This is a genomic window from Nostoc sp. C117, from assembly GCF_043099735.1.
Taxonomy (GTDB): Bacteria; Cyanobacteriota; Cyanobacteriia; order Cyanobacteriales; family Nostocaceae; genus Nostoc.
On record NZ_CP170991.1, the window covers coordinates 7,214,011 to 7,237,711 of the forward strand.

The 23,701-nt window shown below is 38.6% G+C and carries 21 protein-coding genes and 2 pseudogenes; 15 read left to right on the forward strand and 8 right to left on the reverse strand.

The genetic code is table 11. The annotated features are described in order from the left end of the window. Nucleotides 1-165: 165 nt before the first annotated feature. From ACFG4S_RS30840 to ACFG4S_RS30870, 7 genes are all read left to right on the forward strand, one after another. Entirely contained in the window at nucleotides 166-420 is a 255-nt protein-coding gene (locus ACFG4S_RS30840; RefSeq protein WP_392532686.1) for a hypothetical protein, read from the forward strand. 1,526 nt (nucleotides 421-1,946) lie between these two features. Beyond that, nucleotides 1,947-2,330: an EamA family transporter gene (locus ACFG4S_RS30845; RefSeq protein WP_392532687.1), complete on the forward strand. Its 384-nt coding sequence runs from the start codon at nucleotides 1,947-1,949 to the stop codon at nucleotides 2,328-2,330. Nucleotides 2,331-2,372: 42 nt separating this feature from the next. Next, complete coding sequence (locus ACFG4S_RS30850; protein WP_392532688.1) at nucleotides 2,373-2,729, forward strand: EamA family transporter; 357 nt, start codon at nucleotides 2,373-2,375, stop codon at nucleotides 2,727-2,729. Between the two features lie 89 nt (nucleotides 2,730-2,818). Beyond that, nucleotides 2,819-4,123 carry an NAD(P)/FAD-dependent oxidoreductase gene (locus ACFG4S_RS30855; protein ID WP_392532689.1) on the forward strand — a complete coding sequence of 435 codons (1,305 nt, stop codon included), beginning with the start codon at nucleotides 2,819-2,821 and terminating at the stop codon, nucleotides 4,121-4,123. 40 nt (nucleotides 4,124-4,163) lie between these two features. After that, a complete protein-coding gene (locus tag ACFG4S_RS30860) occupies nucleotides 4,164-4,988 on the forward strand; it encodes a glycosyltransferase family 2 protein (RefSeq protein WP_392532690.1) in 825 nt (274 codons plus the stop codon). A 736-nt stretch (nucleotides 4,989-5,724) separates the two neighbouring features. Further along, nucleotides 5,725-6,819 carry a 23S rRNA (adenine(2503)-C(2))-methyltransferase RlmN gene (rlmN, locus tag ACFG4S_RS30865; RefSeq protein WP_392532691.1) on the forward strand — a complete coding sequence of 365 codons (1,095 nt, stop codon included), beginning with the start codon at nucleotides 5,725-5,727 and terminating at the stop codon, nucleotides 6,817-6,819. Between the two features lie 43 nt (nucleotides 6,820-6,862). Continuing rightward, complete coding sequence (locus tag ACFG4S_RS30870) at nucleotides 6,863-7,318, forward strand: hypothetical protein (RefSeq protein ID WP_392532692.1); 456 nt, start codon at nucleotides 6,863-6,865, stop codon at nucleotides 7,316-7,318. A gap of 82 nt (nucleotides 7,319-7,400) precedes the next feature. On the opposite strand, the gene ACFG4S_RS30875 is transcribed toward ACFG4S_RS30870, so the two are convergent. Then, a complete protein-coding gene (locus ACFG4S_RS30875) occupies nucleotides 7,401-7,580 on the reverse strand; it encodes a replication restart DNA helicase PriA (RefSeq protein ID WP_392532693.1) in 180 nt (59 codons plus the stop codon). 654 nt (nucleotides 7,581-8,234) lie between these two features. Here ACFG4S_RS30875 and ACFG4S_RS30880 point away from each other — a divergent pair. Continuing rightward, a pseudogene (locus ACFG4S_RS30880) lies at nucleotides 8,235-9,253 on the forward strand (IS630 family transposase). A gap of 172 nt (nucleotides 9,254-9,425) precedes the next feature. Here ACFG4S_RS30880 and ACFG4S_RS30885 read toward each other — a convergent pair. Next, nucleotides 9,426-10,259, reverse strand: coding sequence for a CPBP family intramembrane glutamic endopeptidase (locus ACFG4S_RS30885; protein ID WP_392532694.1), 834 nt, complete (start codon nucleotides 10,257-10,259; stop codon nucleotides 9,426-9,428). A gap of 58 nt (nucleotides 10,260-10,317) precedes the next feature. Beyond that, nucleotides 10,318-10,584 (reverse strand): ATP-dependent Clp protease adapter ClpS, encoded by a 267-nt coding sequence (gene clpS, locus ACFG4S_RS30890; protein ID WP_392536118.1) that lies wholly within the window; start codon nucleotides 10,582-10,584, stop codon nucleotides 10,318-10,320. Between clpS and ACFG4S_RS30895 the strand changes: the two genes are divergently transcribed. Both ACFG4S_RS30895 and ACFG4S_RS30900 read left to right on the forward strand, forming a co-directional pair. Further along, entirely contained in the window at nucleotides 10,488-10,706 is a 219-nt protein-coding gene (locus ACFG4S_RS30895) for a hypothetical protein (RefSeq protein WP_392536154.1), read from the forward strand. The two genes, clpS and ACFG4S_RS30895, sit on opposite strands and share 97 nt — an antisense overlap. Nucleotides 10,707-10,894: 188 nt before the next feature. After that, nucleotides 10,895-11,290 (forward strand): hypothetical protein, encoded by a 396-nt coding sequence (locus ACFG4S_RS30900; RefSeq protein ID WP_392536119.1) that lies wholly within the window; start codon nucleotides 10,895-10,897, stop codon nucleotides 11,288-11,290. A gap of 38 nt (nucleotides 11,291-11,328) precedes the next feature. On the opposite strand, the pseudogene ACFG4S_RS30905 reads toward ACFG4S_RS30900, so the two are convergent. Both ACFG4S_RS30905 and ACFG4S_RS30910 read right to left on the reverse strand, forming a co-directional pair. Next, nucleotides 11,329-11,724 (reverse strand): annotated as a pseudogene (locus ACFG4S_RS30905) (aminotransferase class I/II-fold pyridoxal phosphate-dependent enzyme); the annotation flags it as partial. Between the two features lie 315 nt (nucleotides 11,725-12,039). Further along, on the reverse strand, nucleotides 12,040-12,240 hold the full coding sequence (locus ACFG4S_RS30910) for a hypothetical protein (RefSeq protein WP_392532695.1): 201 nt from the start codon (nucleotides 12,238-12,240) through the stop codon (nucleotides 12,040-12,042). A 467-nt stretch (nucleotides 12,241-12,707) separates the two neighbouring features. Between ACFG4S_RS30910 and ACFG4S_RS30915 the strand changes: the two genes are divergently transcribed. The 4 genes from ACFG4S_RS30915 to ACFG4S_RS30930 all read left to right on the forward strand — a co-directional run bounded on the left by ACFG4S_RS30915 (nucleotide 12,708) and on the right by ACFG4S_RS30930 (nucleotide 20,335). Then, nucleotides 12,708-13,037 (forward strand): STAS domain-containing protein, encoded by a 330-nt coding sequence (locus tag ACFG4S_RS30915; protein WP_392532696.1) that lies wholly within the window; start codon nucleotides 12,708-12,710, stop codon nucleotides 13,035-13,037. A gap of 157 nt (nucleotides 13,038-13,194) precedes the next feature. Next, a complete protein-coding gene (locus ACFG4S_RS30920) occupies nucleotides 13,195-15,924 on the forward strand; it encodes a TIGR03936 family radical SAM-associated protein (protein WP_392532697.1) in 2,730 nt (909 codons plus the stop codon). Nucleotides 15,925-17,564: 1,640 nt separating this feature from the next. After that, a complete protein-coding gene (locus ACFG4S_RS30925; protein WP_392532698.1) occupies nucleotides 17,565-19,664 on the forward strand; it encodes an Rne/Rng family ribonuclease in 2,100 nt (699 codons plus the stop codon). Between the two features lie 8 nt (nucleotides 19,665-19,672). Next, complete coding sequence (locus ACFG4S_RS30930; protein WP_392532699.1) at nucleotides 19,673-20,335, forward strand: ribonuclease HII; 663 nt, start codon at nucleotides 19,673-19,675, stop codon at nucleotides 20,333-20,335. 27 nt (nucleotides 20,336-20,362) lie between these two features. Here ACFG4S_RS30930 and ACFG4S_RS30935 read toward each other — a convergent pair whose 3' ends face one another. Further along, nucleotides 20,363-20,950, reverse strand: a complete 588-nt coding sequence (locus ACFG4S_RS30935) for a DUF1997 domain-containing protein (RefSeq protein WP_392532700.1) — start codon at nucleotides 20,948-20,950, stop codon at nucleotides 20,363-20,365. A 449-nt stretch (nucleotides 20,951-21,399) separates the two neighbouring features. Between ACFG4S_RS30935 and pheA the strand changes: the two genes are divergently transcribed. Next, on the forward strand, nucleotides 21,400-22,275 hold the full coding sequence (gene pheA, locus ACFG4S_RS30940; RefSeq protein ID WP_392532701.1) for a prephenate dehydratase: 876 nt from the start codon (nucleotides 21,400-21,402) through the stop codon (nucleotides 22,273-22,275). 81 nt (nucleotides 22,276-22,356) lie between these two features. Here the strand turns inward: pheA and ACFG4S_RS30945 are convergent, their stop codons facing one another. After that, complete coding sequence (locus tag ACFG4S_RS30945; protein WP_392532702.1) at nucleotides 22,357-23,004, reverse strand: LON peptidase substrate-binding domain-containing protein; 648 nt, start codon at nucleotides 23,002-23,004, stop codon at nucleotides 22,357-22,359. A 191-nt stretch (nucleotides 23,005-23,195) separates the two neighbouring features. Next, nucleotides 23,196-23,513, reverse strand: a complete 318-nt coding sequence (rpsJ, locus tag ACFG4S_RS30950; protein ID WP_008232935.1) for a 30S ribosomal protein S10 — start codon at nucleotides 23,511-23,513, stop codon at nucleotides 23,196-23,198. Nucleotides 23,514-23,701: the final 188 nt, after the last annotated feature.

The following is a 23,701-nucleotide window of genomic DNA, read 5'->3' on the forward strand; positions in this document are numbered from 1 at the left end:
TCAAGATGTAAAACACAAGATTGCGTCATCTTGACTTTAGATAAGATTTATATCTATTGGTTGTTGTAGCTAAAATCTTCTTAGATGTAAAATGAAGTGCAATTCCAAAAACCATTTCAATCTTTTTTATCAACATCAGAATTTTTAGTCCATAGGTGAGTAACAATGGCTTTGTTTTTCTTGATACCACTGTGTACTGCTTTAGCTACTGGCTACTTCTTGAAAAAGAGTACTGATGAAATTGCATATATTGCAGCTGTATTTGCAGCTATTAGCTTGATTTTAAGTTTAGTATTAGCACCCTGGCAAATTCAGTTTGGATTCTTAATTATTGTATTTATCATTACTAACAGACTTTTGCAGGAAAATGACTCTAAACAAACAGAACTTACAGGAAAAGAACCCAGAGAAACTAAATAATCTCAACCACCATCAACTAATTTTCCTCGATTTTTAAGTACTGTAAATTATGAAACATCTAATCGAGTAATCAAGTCAGAAAGGCGTTTTTTGGTTGTGGTCATGGCATTAATTGGTTGAGACTTACTTTTTTAATATAATCTTTCTTAATAAGAGTAGCTTGACTTTCTCCTCAAGGAGATGGGATTTCTAGTAGGTATTGTTAAGCTTTTCCATCAGTAAGCCTCACCAATTGTTAATTCTATAGTTATCATAAATATGAGTATAAAATAACCTTTTACTCTTGAATTAGAGATATGATTTTCACGTTTATTTTGTATCTGAAGTAACTGTCAAATCAGTTATTTCTCAAATATGGGAATTATAAAATTATTACCGATAAATAAAAAAGTATTTAAACTCTCGGACTTCACCTGTAATTGTTAGTTTAATGTAGTATATTTTTTTGCCAAATTACCTGTTAGTCGATCTGGTGTTCAAGTTCCACTTCTACTTTATCAAATTAAACTTTTGGATTTACACTTTGTTTCGAGTCTGAACCTAAGGTGTATTTCTGTAGGCTTTGTTCACATAAAGTCCTGTATAAATATAGAAATTTTCAGACATAAAAGTGTATGTAGTATGTAGATCTAGTTTATGAAGTTTTTGTTTAAGTAATTTTTCAGTAAATAAATTTTTGATGTTGAATTGCAGCTTGTAACCCTTCAGTACCCAAAACTCAATAAATATACAAATTTTTAGAAATAAAAATTTATATAAAACTAAGTGGCTAGTTTATGAAGTTTTCGTTTAACTAGATTTTCGGCAAATAAATTTTTGATGAAGTGTGACGATAAATTTGCAACATGCTTTTCTCGTGGTATTCTAGTAGGTAATTACATGTAACAATAGAATTTAGAAAAGAACTCTAGTTAAAAATACATGTGAGGATCAAAAATTAGCTAAGTGTAATACCAGGGGAAATTATTAATCTAGGTAAGTTCTGATATATGAGTTAGTGGCTTGACAGTTCAGTAGTGTGTTCAAAAAGATTTCTACAGCAGGATACATACAACTGATGAAGCCTCATTAATGGATTAATAAAAATTTTGGCAATCCATTTTTACTCGCTTAAATATTAAGAATGAGCATTCTCTCAAAACTCAGTAATTGCAAATTACTAATCATTTATGTATATCAGAGTTTTGGCGAAGCTATCAAACTCTCCAATGTCTGTATAGCTTTCATCTAGAATTATCTAATCCAGAATTATAACTAGCTGGCTACAAAAACATGGAACATTGCCATGATTTAGAAACGATTCTAGAACCTACATAAAATTTAGTTGTGACCTCTAGGACATGGGATTAGATGATCATTTTTATCTCTGTTGCTTCAAGGTTAACCTTTCTAATTTTGTTGTCTATTGACTGAAGTGCGAGGTCGAATTGTTGAGAAAGTGTGACCGAGGGAATTTTGAAATCTTCAAAACGACAGATGATCGCTGTCCGGTTCATAGCTACAATTTCCATTGAGGTAAATCTACTATGAAATCTATTTTGCAAATTTCGCACTTTCAAATAACTTCTTATCTGATCTTGCTTATCAGCATTTTATTTAGTATTTGTGGACAATTGCTGATGAAGCACACCATGAGCAATACTCATGACGGACTATTTACTTGGGAATTTATTCAACAATTGGCATTATCTATTACTGTTTATTGTTTAGGAATAGTAACTTGGATCTTCGCTCTGCGAACGGTGAAACTAAGTATTGCTTATCCAGTAACTAGTTTAAATTATGTAGGTATACTTTTTGGTTCATACTATTTTTTTAATGAGGTGATAACACCAACTCGAATACTAGGAGTACTCACCATTTTCCTTGGTGTTCTTTTAGTGGTTATTCCACTTAAAAAATCTAAGTAAATAAATTAATGCTTATTTAACCTAATAATATAGTACTAAAAAATGAACATAATTAATTGGCTAGATTTAATGTTTGTAGTTTTGTTTGGAACCGTAGCCCAACTATCACTAAAGTATGGACTTTATATTTCTAAACCTACTGAAGAAGCAAGTGCATCTATCCAAAAACTTTTATTTTCTCGCTATTTTATAATTTGGTTTATCTGCTATGTATTTATGACTTTATTGTGGCTTTATATATTAAGGACAGTTCCTTTGAGTCAAGCATTTCCAGTTCTCGGATTAATGTATGCACTTGTACCAATTGCTTCTCACTATCTTCTGAAAGAGAAGGTTGTATTTAGCCAGTGGTTAGGAATTTCAATTATCATTGGCGGAGTAATTCTTGTTGTACATTAAATACCCAAAGGAGAGATTTCTTAGGGAATACAATGTCAATAAAGTTGAAATAAAAATTTGAAAAATATTCCTAGAAAAGTCTAAATTATATGAAGATAGGCATTATTGGCGGAGGAATAACTGGGGTAGTATTAGCCCAACGTCTTTCACATCAAGGACATACAGTAAGTATTTTCGATAATAATAAGCAACTTGGTGGACTCACTACTTATCATGATTATGGATTATTTACCTGGGATCGCTTTTATCACGTTATCCTACCTTCTGATACTCACTTAATAAATTTTATTAGAGATATTGGTCTTGCAGATAAGCTACGCTGGCATCGAAGTTTAACAGGGTTTTATGACAATCAAAAATTTTATTCTATCAGTAATGCTATAGAATTTTTGCGCTTTCCTCTATTTGGACTTATAAGTAAAATCAGATTAGCTTTTACTCTTTTATATGGTTCACGCTTAAATAATTGGCGGCGCTTGGAAAAGATTTTAGTTGAAGATTGGCTACTGAAACTCAGTGGTAAAAATACATATGAAAAGCTCTGGAAACCTTTGCTTCTATCCAAACTAGGAGAGAACTATAAGCGAATATCAGCAGTTTTTATCTGGGCTTATATTAAAAGACTATTTTCAGCTCGGGATTCTTCACTAAGTAAAGAACAACTTGGTTATGTCTCTGGTGGTTACAAAACTGTTTTTGACCATATAGAAAAATTAATTTCCGCAGCTGGTGGTCATATCCACACAGGTGTTGCGGTAGAATATATAGCACCTCATCCAGGAGGTGGAATGTGGGTAGAATATCAGGACAAAAAAGAACATTTTGATAAAGTTATTTTTACAGGTCCAGTTAATATTCTGGAACAGGTTGCTGCCAATGAACTGGTAAAAGTTTCAGACACCGGTAAAACAGTAGAGTACCTGGGTGTAATCTGTATGGTACTTATTACTCGCAAGGCTTTAGTTCCTTACTACGTAGTCAATATTGCTGATAAAAATATTCCTTTTACCGGAGTTATTGGTATGAGTAACCTAGTTTCTTTGCAAGAAACTGCGGGATATCACATGACATTCCTACCAAAATACATACTTTCTACTGACCCACTGCTAAAACAGCCAGATGATGAATTGCGCCAACTGTTTTTTCAGGGTATACGTTTGATGTTCCCAGAACTCAAACAAGATGACATTGTTGCAGTACACATTAGTCGAGCAATGAAAGTACAGCCACTACAAGTTTTAGATTATTCAAGTCTTGTTCCTAATGTAAGTACTGAAAATGATGATTTTTTCGTTGTCAATACCTCACAGTTTGTCAATGATAGCGTCAACAACAACGCAGTGGTGAGACACGTTGATGAATTTCTCAAGAAATCAACATTATTGAATTCTTGAAATTTGAGTAATTGTATTTTAAAAATAATACGAGGCATTTATGAGTCTTTTTGTTCTTTTACCGGCATACAATGAGGAAGAATCAATTCCCCCCTTGTTCAAAAAGTTTCAAGCATTGCAGCAAATCTCTAATAGGGACATCCAACTAATTCTAGTTGATGATGGCAGTAGTGATAGAACTGCTCAGACTGCTATAGATCACTCTCAATCCCTGGGTATATTGCTGAAATTAGTACAACATCCCAAAAATGCTGGTTTAGGTCAAGCGATTAAAACAGGCTTCAGAACTTTCTTGGAAGTTTCTCAAGAAGGTGATTTTTTAGCCGCTATGGATTGCGACAATACTCAACCACCAGAACTTTTAATTAAAATGTATGACACGATGATAGCTGGTAGCTATGATATTGCGATCGCATCCAGATATCGAAAAGGCTCTAAAGTTATAGGCTTATCAAAATTCCGAGAGATGATGAGCTATGGAGCCAGTTGGCTATTTAGAATTGCAGCACGCATACCAGGTGTAAGAGACTACACTTGTGGTTACAGACTGTATAACCGTACCTTCCTGAATAAACTGGATATCTATTATGGGGACAATCTATTTACAGAAAGTGGATTTGCTTGCATGATAGATTTACTTCTGAAAGCTAAAGTATTAAAACCAAGAATTGTAGAAGTTCCAATGGTTTTGAGATACGATCAAAAGCCAAGTGCTAGCAAAATGAAAATTATTAAAACTATTGTTAGAACACTGAAACTACTTTTGAAGAATTTATTATCCTCAAGACCAATTTCTAGTTTAAATCAGACATTCAACGAAGAAGAAACAAGAAAAGTTCCGCTGAAAATGGGAAATCGTAAATAAACCTGAGAACGATAGTCTGGATTAAATTAAGCTAATCAGCAAAAGGCCGCCTTTTCATTTATTTGAACCACAATCTCCTCTAGGGTAGGATAGCTAACTGTCTTACCCTACATACTTATTTATCTAAACCAAATCGTAGTGATGAGTTTGTCATATTCGGTTGAATACTTGTCATTATATTAACATGAGTTCGACAAGTCTTATTTGACCTCTCCCCCAGCCCCTCTCCGACACTGAGCTACGGTGTACACACAAGTCAGAAATAGTAGTCTGTCAAGGAATAATTGACGAGTGTATTGTCTGTATTGACGGCGATTTATCGCGTCTCTCTAACACCTCAATCTTTTAGACGCGATAAACTCGTCTCTACATGAGGGCTTTCTGGCTGTTCCCAAGCGTATTGGAGTAAAACTGGTAACTTGTGTGTACACAGTAGACACCGTAGGGAGGGGAGAAAAGTTCATTTAACTCAGTTATATTAGCGCTAATATGAGGAAGTGGAGAGATTTTAATAATTAACTGATTACATGAAACTTGATATCAGGATTTTTGTCAGCACATTAACTAAACTCTAGGTCTGCCTCAAAATCCAGTTTATATAGAGTTTGTAGGCGCTAAGGGTTTAATATAGTACAGCTCCAGCGCTACTTTGATTAATTTCCTCTCTTTTTTTATCAACACAAACCCGATCTGGCAAGTGTAGGATAGAGATTCAGCATCAATTTAATGATTTTTTATGTCTGCTACGCCTCTTGTATCTCAGGTTAACTCACACAACCCAATCAAATCAGAATTACTTCCTCCCATATTAGGTGCCACTGTTGCAGAGTTAACAACTTGGGTGCAGCAGCAGGGACAACCTGCCTACCGAGGAAAGCAACTGCATGAATGGATATATCACAAGGGAGTGCGATCGCTATCTGATATTTCTGTTTTTCCCAAGCAATGGCGTGCAGAAGTAGCAGAAATTCCTGTTGGGCGCTCAATTTTACATTACCGCTCTGCGGCACCCGATGGCACGGTCAAATATCTTCTACAATTAGCAGACGGACAAATTATTGAAACTGTTGGTATCCCCACCTTAGGAGAAAAGGGAGATGGACCAAAAGCCCGTCTCACAGTTTGTGTTTCTACTCAGGTAGGTTGTCCAATGGCGTGTGATTTCTGCGCTACTGGTAAAGGAGGCTACAAGCGCAATTTAGCACGACACGAAATTGTCGATCAGGTCTTAACTGTGCAAGAAGATTTTCAGCAAAGGGTTAGCAATGTCGTGTTTATGGGACTTGGTGAACCCTTGTTGAATACTGAAAATGTCCTCGCAGCTTTGAAATGTCTGAATCAAGATGTTGGTATAGGAGCGCGATCGCTTACTGTTTCTACAGTTGGGATTCGCGATCGCATCCGTCAGTTCGCACAAAACCATTTGCAAATTACTCTCGCTGTCAGTCTCCACGCGCCTAACCAAACATTACGCGAAAAACTAGTCCCCAGCGCCCGCGCCTATCCTCTAGAAGATTTGCTGGCTGAATGTCGGGAATACGTGGAAATCACTAGACGGCGTATTACTTTTGAATATATTCTCCTCGCTGGTGTCAATGATTTGCCAGAACATGCATTGGAACTTTCAAAATGTCTGCGAGGATTTCAAAGTCATGTGAATTTGATTCCCTACAATCCGATCGAGGAAGTAGACTACAAACGCCCTAACCGCGATCGCATTCAAACATTTGTAAACGTCCTCAAGCAGCAAAATATTGCTGTTAGTGTCCGCTATTCTCGTGGTTTAGAAGCCGATGCTGCTTGTGGACAATTAAGAGCAAGTAATAATTAAACTTGTTGGATTCAGTAAATATAACAATTGAGGAAATAACCATATGTTAAATCGCTCATGTATGTTTCAACTATGGCTATTAATAATTGTTTTTGCAAAAACTTTACTGATAAATTCTCCTACCTATGCACAAACAATTCAAGCTAATCCCCAGCAACCCGAATCCTTTCAAGAAAGAATGAGACAACAACAAGAGCAGCGAACTCAGCAAACACAAGAGCAACTTAAAGAAACATGGCTGCGTCTATACAATCAAGAACCACAACTGAAAATACAACAGCAAGAATTTACACGACAACGCCAAGAATTGATACGCCAACAACAATTTAGAGTGCAACAGGAAGAAACGAGACTACAACAGCAAGAATTTACACAACAGCAACAACTTAGACTACAACAACAAAAACTTAGACAAGATCAACAAATTAGACAACAGCAAGAGTTGAGATTACAACAACCCAGACAACAACAATTCATCCAAAAGCAAGATAAGCTGTGAAGTATTCAAAATTTCTGAAAAATAACTTCGCTTTATTGTTAAAAATTAGAGAATATATTCTCTAATTTTTAATTTTTATTCTCTATCGCTGTGCAAGAATTCCTGGGGCATAAGCCTCAATCACTTTGCCAGTGCGAGTACAACTAATCATTAAGTAGTCACAACTAGGGCATTGTGTCCGAGTTAATTGACTATCAGAAATATAATAACGCTCGGCATTGCTACCACAATTTGGGCAATAAATTTTTTGTACTGTCTGCATTTTAAAACTCCTGGTTCTAATTATTTTTTATTTAGTAAAACTGCTAGTTAAACCAGGAAAAATTCTGGTTCGACCCAACTTAACAAACTGCTGTGATATTAGCCGACTATTTTAAACAAAATTTCAGGTTTGAAAAAATTCTGATATTTTGATATATTATCCTAGAATTTAGATTATTTTAACCTCCTACCTTAGATACATAAATTAATTTTTCCATAAATTCTATTTAGAGATTTCGTGATCCCTAAGGTTAATGCCTTGAGAGAGCCTTATTTATAGTCATTTTTGACGAAATATAAAAAAGCTGTTCTTGTATTCAAAAATTAAACACAAGAAATTACTGTATCTTTAGTTACATAATCTCTATCTTAAGATTTAGTTAATATTTACTGATAAGATTTATTAGGATTAAATTCTGGTGAGATAATTTAATCAAAACTAGAAAACTTCCGAGCAGTGGCTTTTTTACTAGAAACTTCGGAAGCAACTTAATTTTTCTCCAATGCTAGTAATTAATAGGAATTCTGCTAGAAAGATAAGTTTTGTGATGAAGACATAAGAAAGAAATATAGCAATCCTATTTGATACGTGAGAAAACACTGACGAAATGTTAAAGTATTAATTGTAACAGTATTTTGGGTTGTAGCGATGTGGATGCAATCATTAGATGATTTTATCAAACAAAGCTTGGATCAACGTGAAATTACACGAGCAATGGCAGTTAAAATGCTGCTGTGTGGATATAAACATAAAGAAATAATGCCAATATTGGGGGTTTCATCAGGCTTTATAAGTACGTGGAAAAAAGCATTTTTTCAAAACGGAGTTGAGGGTTTAAAGTTAGCACATAAGGGTAGTAAGGGATTTTTGGATGCACAGCAACATCGGTCTGTCATTGAATGGTTGCAAACCAAGGAGCAATGGACTCTCAATGAGTTGGAGTATCAACTGGCATCTAAGTATGGAGTGATATTTGAGTCCAAACAAAGCTACTATGATTTGTTTAAATAAGCACGTATTAGTTGGAAAAAAGCTCAAGCTAATAATCCAAAGCATAATCCTGAATTAGTTACCTTAAAAAAAAAGAAATTAGTGAATTGTTGGAGAGGCGACGAGCCGAAATTGAGTCGGGAGAACTAGTTGTATTCATGGTTGATGAATGCCATTTACTCTGGGGAGACATCATAGGATATATCTGGGGTAAAATGAGTGAGCGCATTTCAATTCCAGTTGTCAATGCTCGTGATAAACAAACATACTTTGGTGCATTAGACTATAAAACAAAGGAATTTCTCACCTATTCTGCCAAGACAGGTAACTCGGAAAACACAATTAATTTTTTGGAGTATCTCCGCTCACAACGTCCAGATGCACAACTTTTAATTATTTGGGATGGTGCTAGTTATCATCGCTCTCAAAAAATCAAAGATTATTTAGATTCTTTGAATGCCAACTTAGAAAAAGAACAATGGTTGATATCTTGTGAAAGATTTGCCCCAAATGCACCTCAACAAAACCCAGTAGAAGATATTTGGTTACAAGGAAAAAGACTGATTCGAGAGTTTTATTTTTTCTGTCATTCCTTCTCTGTTGTCAAAGCTTTATTTGAGTTGTCGCTTAACTGTCAAATTTTTGACTTCCCTAAGCTCCATGAATCTGGTGTTTTCTCATGAATCATTTAGGATTGCTATAACAAGAAGACAACGAAGGAGTTAAAAAATTATTAGTATATTTTTGGTGATTCAGATTATCAACTTCAGCGATTGTTAGTTAGTGTTGTTGGGTACTCACGAGACAGTCGGTCTAACAATAGTTATTAGTATTTATCAAAACGTTATGTAGGCTTTACAATTTTGGATTTTTCACTGTTCGCCCTCGTATCCACAAAGCTAATATACTCATCAACAACACCCCCATCACTCCTTGCAGTGGATTATTATTCACACCAGTTACCCAATCAGGAACTTGACCAGAATATTTCACTAATTTACCCACATTAATAATGTAGTAACCCCAAACTAAACCACCATGCAAACCGATTGGTAAACCCAAGCGTCCCCTCCGCCAACGCTTTCCCCATACTTGCGTTAATCCCAGCAGGACTAAAGCTGGAAGTTGCGGTAGTGTATGAATAATTGCTTCCAAGGGTTTAATAAAGTGCAATGTACCAAACGCAGTTGCATCTGTCCACATAGCCACACCCAGACTGTAATCGCGTTGTAATTCATCTAGTAACCAGCCTCGGAATAACAATTCTTCAGCAAATCCAATACCTAAGCCAACAAGTAAACCCTCTAAAATTACTTGCAGCAAAAAAACTTTCGGTTGTTGCCAAACCAACCAACCTAATAAACTTTCTACTCCAAAAAGTATCAGAATATTAATTATGCCCAGAGCCAAGCCACGCACTAAATCCACACCGTTTTGCCGTGTGAATTCTAAACCATAATGCCGCAGAATTGGGGACTGCTGGTAGACATATTTACCCCATAATCTCAACAGAAAAATAAATATTGTATATAACAATACTAATGACAATATACTTTCTAAATTTGAATCATGCACTAGTAAGTACATTGGTGTAGCCAATGGCAACCATAGCAACAATAAAATCAAAATAAAAGCACCCAGCCTAATAGGGACAGGGCGTTCAGCAAAACGGACAAGCTTTTCTTTCATAACAATGTAAGTCACTAGTCAATACTCTATACTTCCACTAATGACCAATGACTAATGACTATTCATCAGGTTCAATCGTGCTACTTAAACCATGACTTTTTAATGTTTCGCAATAAAACTCAGCGTGTTCTAGAGCGCAAGTAATGACTAAAGCGAGCCCGTTAGTATGGGCTTCCATCATGATGCTCACAGCTTGGGGTTGGGTAAGGCTTGGTACAGTGGCTATTAGTGACTGTACAACATGCTCCATCGAGTTGTAGTCGTCGTTATGGAGCAAAACGCGATACCGAGGCGCGAGCTTGCGGGATGTGGAACGCTTTTCAATGGTTTCAACTGACACGGCTCTTTGCTCTTTTCTCGTTACTTCAAACAACAAAAACTCTGTCGAGCGATCGCTTAACAGTTATTTACTTATTCTATAGTATTTCTGTCCATATACTATGGTAAAAACCCTTTCCTGTTAGCGATTGGTCGTACTAGTTTTATGCAGCTACTTATGAGGTACATATCTAGGACATCGCTGCTGTGAGGTGCTACCCTAATCTTACAGAACCCTTCCTTAAAGGTAGCGCATTCTCACTTTTAAGATTAAACATAAGATTAAACATCGTTGCCCCTGCCCAAACCGCATAATGATGGACATGAGCCTAGATTTTCTTCAACCGGGACAAATTGTGTCTTTAGAGTATGGTGATAGCAACCTATATGCAGAAGTCATTCAATTTATAGTTTCCCGCCACTTGTGCTGGGTACGTCCTTTATTAATGGTTACTTTGATTCAAGAATCGCCATTAATTACCGATTTGCGAGATGCGTCTGACCTGCTTTGGCCTGCCAATTTGTTTCGGCCAGCTTTAGACACAGAAATAATTGCCTCCTTGAGCCAACTTTTAGCAAAAGAACCAAAAACTGAGCTTGATTCAGATGCCAAACAGCAACTTAATCAGTTTATTCACCAACTTTGGCAAGCATATCAAGAGGAATTGGGGAAGGTGGAGTCCCCTCTGGGGATAAGAGGTAATGGGGATTAGGACATGGGGCATTTGTTTTTCTCCCTCATTTCCCTTTATTAACTGTAGCGAATACCAGCATCTTTCATTCGTTCAATTCCTTCTTGTAACCGTTCATCACTAATAGTTAAAGCAATCCGGAAAAAGCCTTCTCCAGATGCACCGTAACCACTACCAGGAGCGACAATAATGCCACATTTGTCAAGTAGCAACGTAACAAATTCTGCTGAAGAATATCCTGGGGGAACATGTGTCCAGACGTAAAGAGTAGCTTTCGGAAGCTGAATCGGCCAACCTAAAGATTGTAATCCATTAACAATAATATCACGAAAATTTTGGTAAACCGACATAATAGCTTGGAGTTCTGCATCTGTGGTAGTAGAATAAGCAGCGATCGCTGCTTGTTGAATTGCCTTAAACACCCCAGAATCGATGTTAGTTTTTACCTGTGCTAGGAGTAAACAATCTGGATGGTTATTAGCACAGTTTACGCCAGATTAGGGATCTAAATAGTCAATCTCATTGAAAAATACAAGTAATGATATCGTGTTTGTTATAAGCACTACTTTTAATAAACTTCTTTTAACTATATTAAAGTTTGATTGCTCCAGTTTTAATAAAATTTACTTACTGGATATCGCTAGTAAGACTCTATGTCAAGTAATTCAGATGAACTAATTCTAGGGGATTTAAGTTAAGAAGCTGTTGTCATTAGTTAAGTTTTGTGGGTCTTTCTAAATCCCCATTACAAAACTTTATTACGAATTACATTAGAATCCCAAGCTAGAAACCAACTGAATTCGACCAGCATCCATTTCTGCCATTAATAATTCTAAGGCTTCGTAGTCAACGTCAGAGATGTAACCTAATTCTGTGAGTTCTGAGTTGATTTCATTTTCTATCTCAGGAGTTAGTTTTCTAATATCAAGAGCTTTTTCTACCAATTTACGAATAGCGTATTGAGTTCTCATAAGTATAATCCAACTCTATATAATATTAATTATTCCAGATTAATCTAAGTATAAAAAGCGATCTCATCATTATTAACTAGTGATATAGATCACAATTTAAGTTAGTTAGATAAATAATTTGCTGTGACTTTGCCAATTTGATCGGTAACGCTAAAGTCAGAGATTTAACTTACCGTTAAGAATTGACTAAATTAGCTTAAGTTATAGACTAGGCAACTTTCCTCGGGATACTTACGGATAATCTGTCTGCTTTTGGGCTGTCTATGTTGATTGTTTTTGAAGTGAGATAAAAAAAAAGTATATATAAACACATTTTAAACTGGACTTATAACAATCTTTAAATAGACATACTAAAGAAATAAAGATTCAGCAAAGAAAGCTCAGACATATGGCCGATGCAACCAAAAAAAGTTTATGTTCAAATAAATCTTATCTTGACGCTTCAATAACTCTCATAGGATGTAACTATGCAAGCAGTGCTTCAGTATCCCAAGATTGCAGTTATTCAACCCAAAGGCTGTTTAAATGCTGCAAACGCCTTGGAATTTGAACGAGATCTGACCACAGGGCTAGCAACAAATGATATTTCTATCTTGGTAGTAGATCTAGCGGCAGTAGAATCCTTAGACAGCGCAGGGTTAATGGCATTGTTATCTGCACACAAGTTGGCTCTTAGTCTAGGAAGGAGCTTTAGACTTTGTAGTGTTGCTCCCTCAATTAAAATTATTTTTGAACTAACCCAACTCGATAGAGTTTTTGAAATTTTGGAAAATGAAATTGACTTCTCTACAATATAAATTTATGTAAAAAGTATGTAAAAGAAGCAAAGTTAAGGTATAAGTATAATTTATGTAAAGGAGTTGTAAGTTACAATAATAAACTTTGTTGTAAGAGTCAATTCAATGCTAAGGTTGGTCTTGATTAGCTGTAATTAATGTAGCTAGAAGTAGCATAGTGGCTGTTGCAGTTGAAAAATTAATAACATCGGATATTCTCAAACCAGCGCGTTACCTGGGTAACGAGCGCTTAGCAGTACATAAACCTTGGGATACGACAGCAATACACTGGGTTTTAACTTACCCAGAGGTGTATGAAGTCGGTGCATCTAATTTAGGGCACATTATCCTGTATAACATTTTGAATGGCCAGCCTCGCCAATTGTGCGATCGCGCTTATCTACCAGGACAAGATCTATCAGCAAAACTACGGGAAACTAATACCCCATTATTTGCAGTCGAGTCCAAGCGATCGCTCACAGAATTCGACATTCTTGGTTTTAGCCTCAGTTACGAACTTGGTGCAACTAATATCCTAGAAATGTTGGATCTAGCTGGAATTCCCTTGACTTGGCAAAAGAGAAGAGACACTGAGACACTAAGAAATGGAGACACAGAAAATCAAGAAAATATCAGCCCATCCCCCCATCCTCGCGTCCCCGCTTCTTCCTCTTACCCATTGATTTTTGCCGGGGGACAGACAGCGACATCAAATCCTGAGCCTTACGCGGACTTCTTTGACTTTTTCGCCCTTGGAGATGGAGAAGAATTACTACCAGAAATTGGTTTGGTATTAGAAGAGGGCAAAAAAACTGGATTGAATCGGGAAAATCTGTTATTAGATTTAGCACAGATACCAGGCGTATATGTCCCACAGTTTTATGATATAGCAGAAGATGGCTCAGTTCATCCTCTTCGCCCAGACGTCCCAAAACGAATTCTCCGACGAGTTGCAACCCCCATACCAGCATATTCCATTGGGCTAGTTCCCTACGTAGAAACAGTACATGACCGCTTGACTATTGAGATTCGGCGGGGTTGCACTCGTGGCTGTCGCTTCTGTCAACCAGGAATGCTAACTCGACCAGCACGAGATGTCGAACCAGAGAAAGTAGTAGAAGCTATTGAACAGGGTATGCGAGAAACTGGTTACAATGAGTTTTCCTTGCTATCCCTGAGTTGTTCTGATTATTTATCCCTACCAGCAGTAGGGATGGAAATCAAAAATCGCTTAAAAAATGACAACATTTCTCTGACTCTACCCAGCCAACGAGTAGATAGGTTTGATGAAAATATTGCCAATATCCTTGGAGGTACTCGCCAAGGTGGATTGACTTTTGCTCCCGAAGCTGGAACTCAGCGGATGCGAGACATTGTGAATAAAGGCTTGACCAATGAAGAACTGTTGCGAGGGGTGAAAACCGCCTGGGAACAAGGCTGGGATAAAATTAAGTTGTATTTTATGATTGGCTTGCCAGGTGAGACAGATGCCGATGTTTTTGGCATTGCAGAAACGGTAAGTTGGTTACAGCGCGAATGTCGGGGTCAGGGTAGAAAACCCCTAAACTTTAATTTGACAATTTCTAATTTTACACCTAAGCCCCATACCCCATTTCAGTGGCACTCAGTTTCTACCACAGAATTTAAGCGCAAACAAAATATGTTGCGGCAAGAATTCCGCCGATTCAAAGGAGTCAAGGTAAATTTTACCGATGTCAGAATTTCGGCAATGGAAGATTTTATTGGACGAGGCGATCGCACTTTAGGCAAAGTAGTGCGCCGTGCTTGGGAATTGGGTGCAGGAATGGATTCCTGGTATGACAATGTAGATAAAGCTTTTACAGCTTGGGGAATCGCGATCGCCCAAGCTGATTTAGATTGGAAATACCGTCAAATCGAAAACGGCGAATGGAATCTGTTTCATATACAAGAGCAGAGAGCCACAGAGGCAGAGGAAAATACCCAACTCCCCACTCCCCACTCCCCACTCAGCACTTCCCACTCCCTAGATATTCCTCTCCCTTGGGATCATATTGATACTGGGATTGATAAAAAATGGCTAAAAGAAGACCTGGAAAGCGCTCTAGCAGCCACAATCCTACCTGACTGCTCTTTTGAAGGTTGTTCTCACTGTGGCGTTTGTGGCACCGATTTTGGGCACAATATCGTCATTGAACCACCTATTATCCCAAAATTCGCTGGCGAATTTGTACCCAACACAACTAAGGTGCAACGATTCCGAGTCTGGTTTGGAAAACAGGGTAATATGGCTTTAGTCAGTCACCTGGATTTAATCCGTCTGTTTGACCGAGTTGTGCGGCGAGCAAGCTTGCCAATTGCTTACACTGGTGGATTTCATCCAATGCCGCGAATTTCTCTAGCAACTGCTTTGGCTCTAGGAGCTACTAGTAGTGGTGAAATTGCGGATTTTGAATTAGCAACCCCAGTATCACTTGATGCTTTTCAAGAACAACTAGTTCGAGAAATGCCCACAGATATACCCGTATATCATGTGGACGAGATTGATTTAAAAGCTAAAGCAGCTAGCCAACTGCTGGAAGCAGCAGAGTATTTGATGACTTTAGCAACAATTCAGGAAGCATCGCCTACACAATGGCAAAACTGGATTGATACAATCAAAGCCAAAGACGAACTCTGGTATGAACAAACAACTAAATCAGGCAAAAGCCAGTTAATAAATCTGCGCGATCGCTTATTTGAACTGGAATTGGTAGAAACCCACAATAGCACAGCAGAATCCATCTCTGTCATCCGTTATGTAGGTAGCTATCGCCAAGATGGTTGCCTGTTGCGTCCCGAACAAATCGTGTTTATGCTAGAGGCAGTGGCTAATGTAGAATTTCAACTCCTGCACATCCACCGCAATCGCCTAGTTTTAGGGGTATAATCCCTGTATGACAACTTGCTAGTAGTTGTCATAATATGAAAAATCATCCGAATTGATTTTTAGCAAGGTTGCGTTAGAATAGGGTGAAGAGAAATTTTCTGGCGCTGCATTGAATTAGCTGGTTCACCCCTCGGATTCAGAGGGCGAAAGCAAAGATATTAGAGTGCAACTTCTAGGATTTTATCCCAGACCAACTGAGGCAGATTAAAGAACACACACTCTCTCTATAGCTACCTTGTGAATCAGTAACGAACAGCAGGCTCGGTTAGATTCTCTAACTCCATCCTTTTTAAACAACTGCTGAATGTCTAATCCAGAGTAGTGTCCAACAGCCAGTGGGTTACTCTTGTAAAGTTGTACTCCTTATGGAGATCTTGCTATGGAAGCAACTGTTCTCGGCCATGCCGACTTCTAGCTGCCCATAGACACGTCAAGCCAAAGCACAGCTTGTCGTAGGCTAAAGCAACTTTAGGCAGAGTAGCAACTGGTGTTGCTGAATATAACCCTAAGGATAAATCTGGGGAATGGAAAATAGAAGTAGTTTCTTTTTGTTAACAACTTCAGTAGGTTACTCTCAAATAAACCATTCTGAGTTAAAAACTCACTCAGGATTTAGTACTTTCAACTCACAACTCTCTTTCTTGAGGGTATTGCATCACAAATCAACCACGGACGCATGATTTAACAGCTTCCGCGGAATTTCCCAATTTATTGACAGTAACCGATCCACCAAGATATTAAGCCGAGTGCTGGAAACAAAAATCAATAACTGCTTGCCGAAGGCAAACGGTTGCCTGTGGAAGCAAAATAAGACCATCACCGACTTTAGTGTCGGACACCCTTGTGGTTTACCTAACGTGGCATTTGCTTGTGAGACACGAAAATCCGTTCGCGTCGCGTCTCCCCTTGAGAGAAGATGAATAAAACCGTCCTTGTGCTAGCTGTTGTTGGAGAGCAACAACTTCAGCCGTTCGCGCAGTGTGTGACAGACAAAGTAAGTTGGGATACTTCACTTGCTTAAACAATATGAATATGCAGCCGTTCTGGAATAATCAAACGTGTGAACGCTCTTAAGACTGCTAATAGCCTTTTAGCTTAGAAGCTTAGGTTGAGTTGCAACTTTAGATTTTGTGAAAGTCAGAAGACCATTTGCTGACAATCTCTTAGCGTTAGAGGAGTATCACTTTCCAACAGAGATTTTGGATTGTTTTTTTTAGTTTATGTACCGCCCTTGGGGTAGAACAAATCTCAAATAGTCAATGTAAGATCCTCAAGCCTCATACTTTTGTGGTCTTTTTCAATCCAAAAGACCTTCGGAGACTCGCTAACGCTACGAAGAAAGCAAATCTAAAATTGGTTGACGATTGTTATTACCAGTAGCGTCTTTTAAGGCTTACAGGAAAAAAGGTATATATGATATCGAACTCGATTAACACTGGTAATGAAGACTGACGCAAATACCCAAAGAGAAGTTTGAGCGGTGGCTACCCGATGGGGAAACTGAGAGAAGCCAAAAGATAAAACTTTCTGAGAATCAGAACTTTAGGGAAGGTAAGAAGTTTTCAATTACAAGTAATTAAGCGAACTTGAGACAAAAAACCTCTAAACCTGTTAGTGCTGCCAATTTTTGAGGAAATTGAATGCCAAAACAAATTATTATCGCGGAGCAGCACCAAATTGCTGCCGTTTTTTCGGAAGATCAGATACAAGAACTCGTTGTTGCTACGGGACATCATCAAATAGGTGATATCTACTTAGGAGTAGTAGAAAATGTATTACCTGGGATCGATGCAGCTTTTGTCAACATTGGCGACCCAGAGCGGAATGGCTTTATTCATGTCACCGACTTGGGGCCATTAAAGCTAAAGCGAACTGCTGCGGCAATTACGGAACTATTAGCACCACAGCAGAAAGTTTTGGTGCAAGTAATGAAAGAGCCAACGGGAACAAAAGGCCCGAGGCTTACAGGTAATATCACCTTACCTGGACGTTATGTAGTACTGATGCCCTATGGTAGAGGGGTCAATTTATCACGACGGATTAAAAGTGAAAGTGAGCGCAACCGCTTGCGGGCACTAGCAATTTTGGTCAAACCAGCGGGAATGGGTTTACTTGTGCGTACAGAAGCAGAAGGCAAACCAGAAGAAGCGATTATGGAAGATTTGGAAGTGCTGCAAAAGCAATGGGAGGCAATCCAGCAGGAAGCCCATTCTACCCGTGCCCCAGCACTGCTCAACCGAGATGATGACTTTATTCAGCGCGTATTACGAGATATGTACGGCGCAGATGTGAATCGGATCGTCGTTGATTCTAGTACTGGTTTGAAGCGAGTTAAGCAGTACTTACAGAACTGGAGTGGAGGTCAAACACCACAGGGATTATTGATTGACCATCATCGCGATCGCTCGCCAATTTTAGAATACTTCCGGATTAATGCCGCCGTTCGAGAAGCCCTCAAACCAAGAGTAGATCTACCTTCCGGGGGTTACATCATCATTCAGCCCACCGAGGCATTAACAGTGATTGATGTTAACTCAGGTTCCTTTACGCGATCGGCAACAGCTAGAGAAACAGTTTTATGGACAAACTGCGAAGCTGCAACAGAAATTGCTCGCCAGTTACGTTTAAGAAATATCGCTGGGGTGATTGTCGTTGACTTTATTGATATGGAATCACGACGTGACCAACTGCAAGTCCTTGAACACTTTAATAAAGCACTTAAAGCAGACAAAGCTCGTCCTCAGATTGCCCAACTAACTGAACTTGGTTTAGTAGAACTGACCCGTAAACGTCAGGGTCAAAATATTTACGAATTGTTTGGTGAAACTTGTCCCACCTGTGGCGGCTTAGGACATACTGTGCGTCTGCCTGGAGAAAACGAAAACCGATTACCGATACCAGCAGAAATACCAGAGCGTGAGCGTTTTGTATCCCCTCTGCCTCGAGAAAGAGAACCACGTCAGCCAGCCACCCGCATTCCAGAACTACGAGAAACCTATGATGGATTTGGGGAACCATTCGATGGTGACTCAGAATCAAATCATCTGAATCTAATCAATCATCCTAGTTATCAAGAACTTAACGATAATAAACGTCGTACCCGAACTCGCCGCAGTCGTATTGGTGGTATCAATGGATTAAATGGCAAAGATGAAACTCGGACTGGAGTGAATCCATTGGCTTTTGTCAATGAGCCAGACTTAGACCTTGATGTTGAACCAGAACTAGGAGTAACACCAGAAATTCCCTCGCCTACTCTTGGTAAACCAGCTTGGACTGAGAGAATAGAGCGGACTAAAATTACCAAAGCAGAGCCAGTCAAACCAGTGGTAGAACCGCCGGAAATTAGGACTGTAGAAATGACGCTTCAAGAACAGGATATGTTTGCCTTGATGGGAATCTCTCCATTGGTAAAGTTGGAACAAGAGGTTAAAAATCCCAAGGCGGTGATTATTAATGTGATTCAGCCTGGTCAACTGCCAACAACATCAATTGAACCAACCCCAGAACCAACTACTAACCAAAGAGCGACATCTGAAGTTATCCCAAGCAGAATACCTATACCAAAGGTTATTGAGCCAGAACAAAAATCTTTGATACAAGAGACAACTGAATTATCGGGATTTACTGACAATCCTTCGGAAAGCTTGACGAATGTAGATGAAAGTGATGCTAATAGCAGCACTGCCAATGCCAACCGTCGCCGCCGCCGTCGCTCTTCAGCGATCGAAGACAATTAATTTGCTCTATGGTAGAAACACAGCAAACTGCTGCTGCTATTTATTCGCCAGCATCTTTGGAAAAATCTAGTTGGCTGGAGTTTTCTACCTTGTTAGGGATTCCAGGGTTGGTTGCAGGTGTGGATGAAGTAGGGCGAGGCGCTCTATTTGGTCCTGTAGTAGCAGCAGCCGTGATCTTGCCAGATGATGCTTTGCCAAAACTAATAGCAGCTAAAATTAAAGACAGTAAAAAGTTGTCTAGTTCTCGTAGAACTGAGCTAGCGCAGCACATTTGTGGGCTGGCTGTAGATTGGAAAATTGGGTTTGCTTCCACTACCGAAATTGACAAGATAAATATTTTGCAAGCGACGCTGTTAGCAATGAAGCGGGCTGTACTGAAGTTAAAGGTACAGCCTTCACTCTGCTTAGTTGATGGCAATCAGTCAATCAAAGACCTGCTACTGCCTCAACAAACAATAGTCAAAGGGGATGAGCGATCGCTTGCTATTGCCTCTGCTAGTATTGTTGCCAAGGTTTGGCGTGACGATCTGGTACTGCGTTTAGCATTAAAATACCCTATGTACAACTTAGAATGTAACAAGGGTTATGGTAGCCAGAAGCACTTGCTGGCTCTGCAACAATATGGTCCCTCACCCCTACATCGCAAATCATTTCGTCCTTGCCAAATATAAAGTACTGAATCCTAAGTAATTATTTAATTACTTAGGATTCAGCATTGGCAATTCAGCACTGTCACCGTCAAGTCCTGTATCCTTCATTTGTGATATTACCCAATAGCGATAATCTGCCAACAGTTGATGCAATAACCGTTGCTTGACCGTTAACAGGACGCTTTTTAGCAAACCATTGCCGGTGGCTTCTAAAATTGGTTTAGGAGTAAAGGAAAATGGCGGTGGCAGATCCACCTCAACTTCTAAATTAGCCCTTCCTTGCAGGTAAGTGCCAGTGGTTAACTCTTTCGGAGATAAATACCCTTTTAAATTGAGAGCAAACCGCTGGTTAATATACTCGAAACCTAGAATTTCACAGCCTAGCGATCGCAAATGAATTATTCCATTTGCTTCTGCCCAAACTCTCATGTCTACAGTCGGTTGAATACTCAATGACATAAAAGTCAGCGGACGCATTTTCAAGCGAAATACCTCTTCAGAAAGTTGTTGAATCCGGCTATTATCAACCAAAGCCTTAACCAGACGTTGAGGCTGACGCAAGTAGTGCTGAATGGGAATAGGCTCCTCTGGAACAGCGATTTCAACTGATTGAGAGGCAGTAAACCGGGTAGCCATGAGTTAGGTAAAAGTATCTGTTGTTTAATTTTAATATTTTTTAATAATTTAGATCTAGTTAGAAGAAAGTAGAAAGTTTATCGATCATAAAAATTATCTTTCCTTATCAGATATACATTTTCCCAAAACGTTGATACGCTCATTACTATCTTGAATTCAAGAAATATAAATTATAAATTCAGTATTGACATATCAACAATGATGTATACTTGTTGTTTTATCATAAACTAATATAATTTATGTTGAATCTTCAGATGGATTTAGCTAAAAAGCTACCAGGAATTATTCTGATATAAAAATCGTGTTTATAACTTGTTTTCTTAAATTCATATTTTGTTTATTTCTGTATAAATAAAAATCTCTGGGATAAAATCATTTTTGATAAATACTTTCCAGATCCCAGTACTTAGTCTCCAATCTCCAGCCCCATTGAACTCACAACTCAAAGTATGACTTTATCGATCGCACATTTAGGACCGCCCGGCACTTACTCCGAACAAGCAGCTGTTTTTTATCTCAACTGGCTCAGTAAAAGTACGGGAGATGCAGCTATTTTATCCCCCTATCCCAGCATCTCACAATCACTACAGGCCGTTGCTGATGGTCAAGCCCAGTTAGCTGTTGTGCCAGTGGAAAATTCTATTGAAGGGAGTGTAACTATGACATTAGATACACTGTGGCAGTTGGACAGTTTGCAAATTCAGTTAGCCTTAGTATTACCGATTGTCCATACGTTAATTTCCTGTGCGACTAGCTTAGATAGCATTAAAACTGTTTACTCTCACCCCCAAGCTTTGGCACAATGTCAGGGATGGTTAGAGCGATTTCTGCCAACGGTACAGATTATTGCAAATAATTCTACAACCGAAGCGCTACAGCAATTGGAGCAAGATCCGACAACAGCAGCGATCGCCTCTAGTAGAGCAGCTCAACTATACAATTTGCCAATACTTGCCAATGCTATTAACGACTATCCAGAAAACTTTACTCGTTTTTTGGTAATAAGTCAGCGTGAAACAAATACTGGACACTATACATCAAAAGCAGGTGCTAGTCATACATCTCTGGCTTTCAGTACACCTGCAAATATACCAGGAGCCTTGGTCAAACCTTTGCAAATATTTGCTCAACTAGGAATTAATCTCAGTCGGATTGAATCTCGTCCAACAAAGCGATCGCTAGGTGAATATTTATTTTTCATCGATGTTGAGGCAGATGCCAACGAAGCACAGATGAAATCTGCTTTAGCAGAATTAGGTATTTACACAGAGATTTTAAAAATTCTTGGCGCTTACAATGTTTTACCTGTTAGCGTTCTTGATTAGAAAATTACAAGTGAGCAGTTATTAATTATAAATTATGAGTCATCAATTTTCTTCTGTTATTTCTTCCTAACTCCTCATTCTTCACTTTTCATTAAATGTGTCTTTCAGAACAGACCGAGCTGCCAAGTGATTACGAGTAGAAGTTAAAATTTCTGCTTCCCGCTCTAAACGAGTTACAGTATCTTGCATTTCTAGCAATAACTGCTGTTCTGCGGCTACACCATAAAGGTTACTTGCTACCCAATAAGATAACTCTATTGGTAAATCAGGTAAATCTTCTGGCAGTTCAATATTTTGTTCGGTTAATTTGGCTGACAGCCGCACCACATCTCGCAGTAGTTGTTCTACTTCAGTTGACAAAGGTCGCAAATCTTTAGTTGGTGGGTGGTCTTCAATCCACTCTACTAAGCCAACGCGGTATGGCTTTTCCCGAACATATTCCAATACACGAAATCTTTGTTGCCCTAAAGTCAACATCTTGATCCGATCGTCTGGGAGTCGCTGGTGATGAACGATTTCCGCACAGCAGCCAGTGTTTGCGATTGTACCTTTGACTGGATCGAACATCAAAACACCGAACCTGCGATCGCTCTCCAAAATCGTGTTCATCATGATTCGGTAGCGAAACTCAAAGATGTGCAGGGGCAACGGTCTAGTAGGAAACAGAACTACTTCGGGTAACGGGAACAGAGGTAGTTCACGAACTGCAATTTTAGAAGATGATGTCATTGTTACTTTGGTATAAACTTAATCTTTAAAATTTATTTTTCTCTGCTTTCCCGTACTTTCTTTACATTCTATCATTTGTTTTACGGCTAAATAAAATGCCCTGAGATATATTTCTTCAGGGCAAAGTAAATATTCATACTAATGTCATTTGTCCTTTGCCAGAGTAGTAATGACTAATGACCAATGACTAATTAAAGTTTCACTTCAATATCAACACCTGATGGTAGATCTAATTTCATCAGGGCATCAATAGTTTTAGAAGATGGCTGGTAAATATCAATAATCCGGCGATGAGTACGGGTTTCAAAGTGTTCCCGTGAATCTTTATCTACGTGAGGCGATCGCAGCACACAATAGATTCGACGTTTTGTTGGTAAAGGAATAGGACCTATAGCTGTAGCATTGGTGCGGTTAGCGGTGTCTACAATCTTCTCGCAAGATGTATCTAATAAGCGTCGGTCAAAAGCTTGTAAGCGAATTCTAATTTTCTGCTGCTGTAGAGTAGCCATCTTTAATTGTCCAGGTTCTGCGTAATTGGGGGAGTAGTGAGTGAGGAGTGGGGAATAGGGACTAAGGACTAGGGATTGGGGACTAGGACATAGAATTATGTATTTCTAATTCCTAAATAGTCCTAAGCCAATTTCTAATCCCAAATCACCAGTAATTATAATTAAAGGAAGAGAAAGGAGCAGAGTGG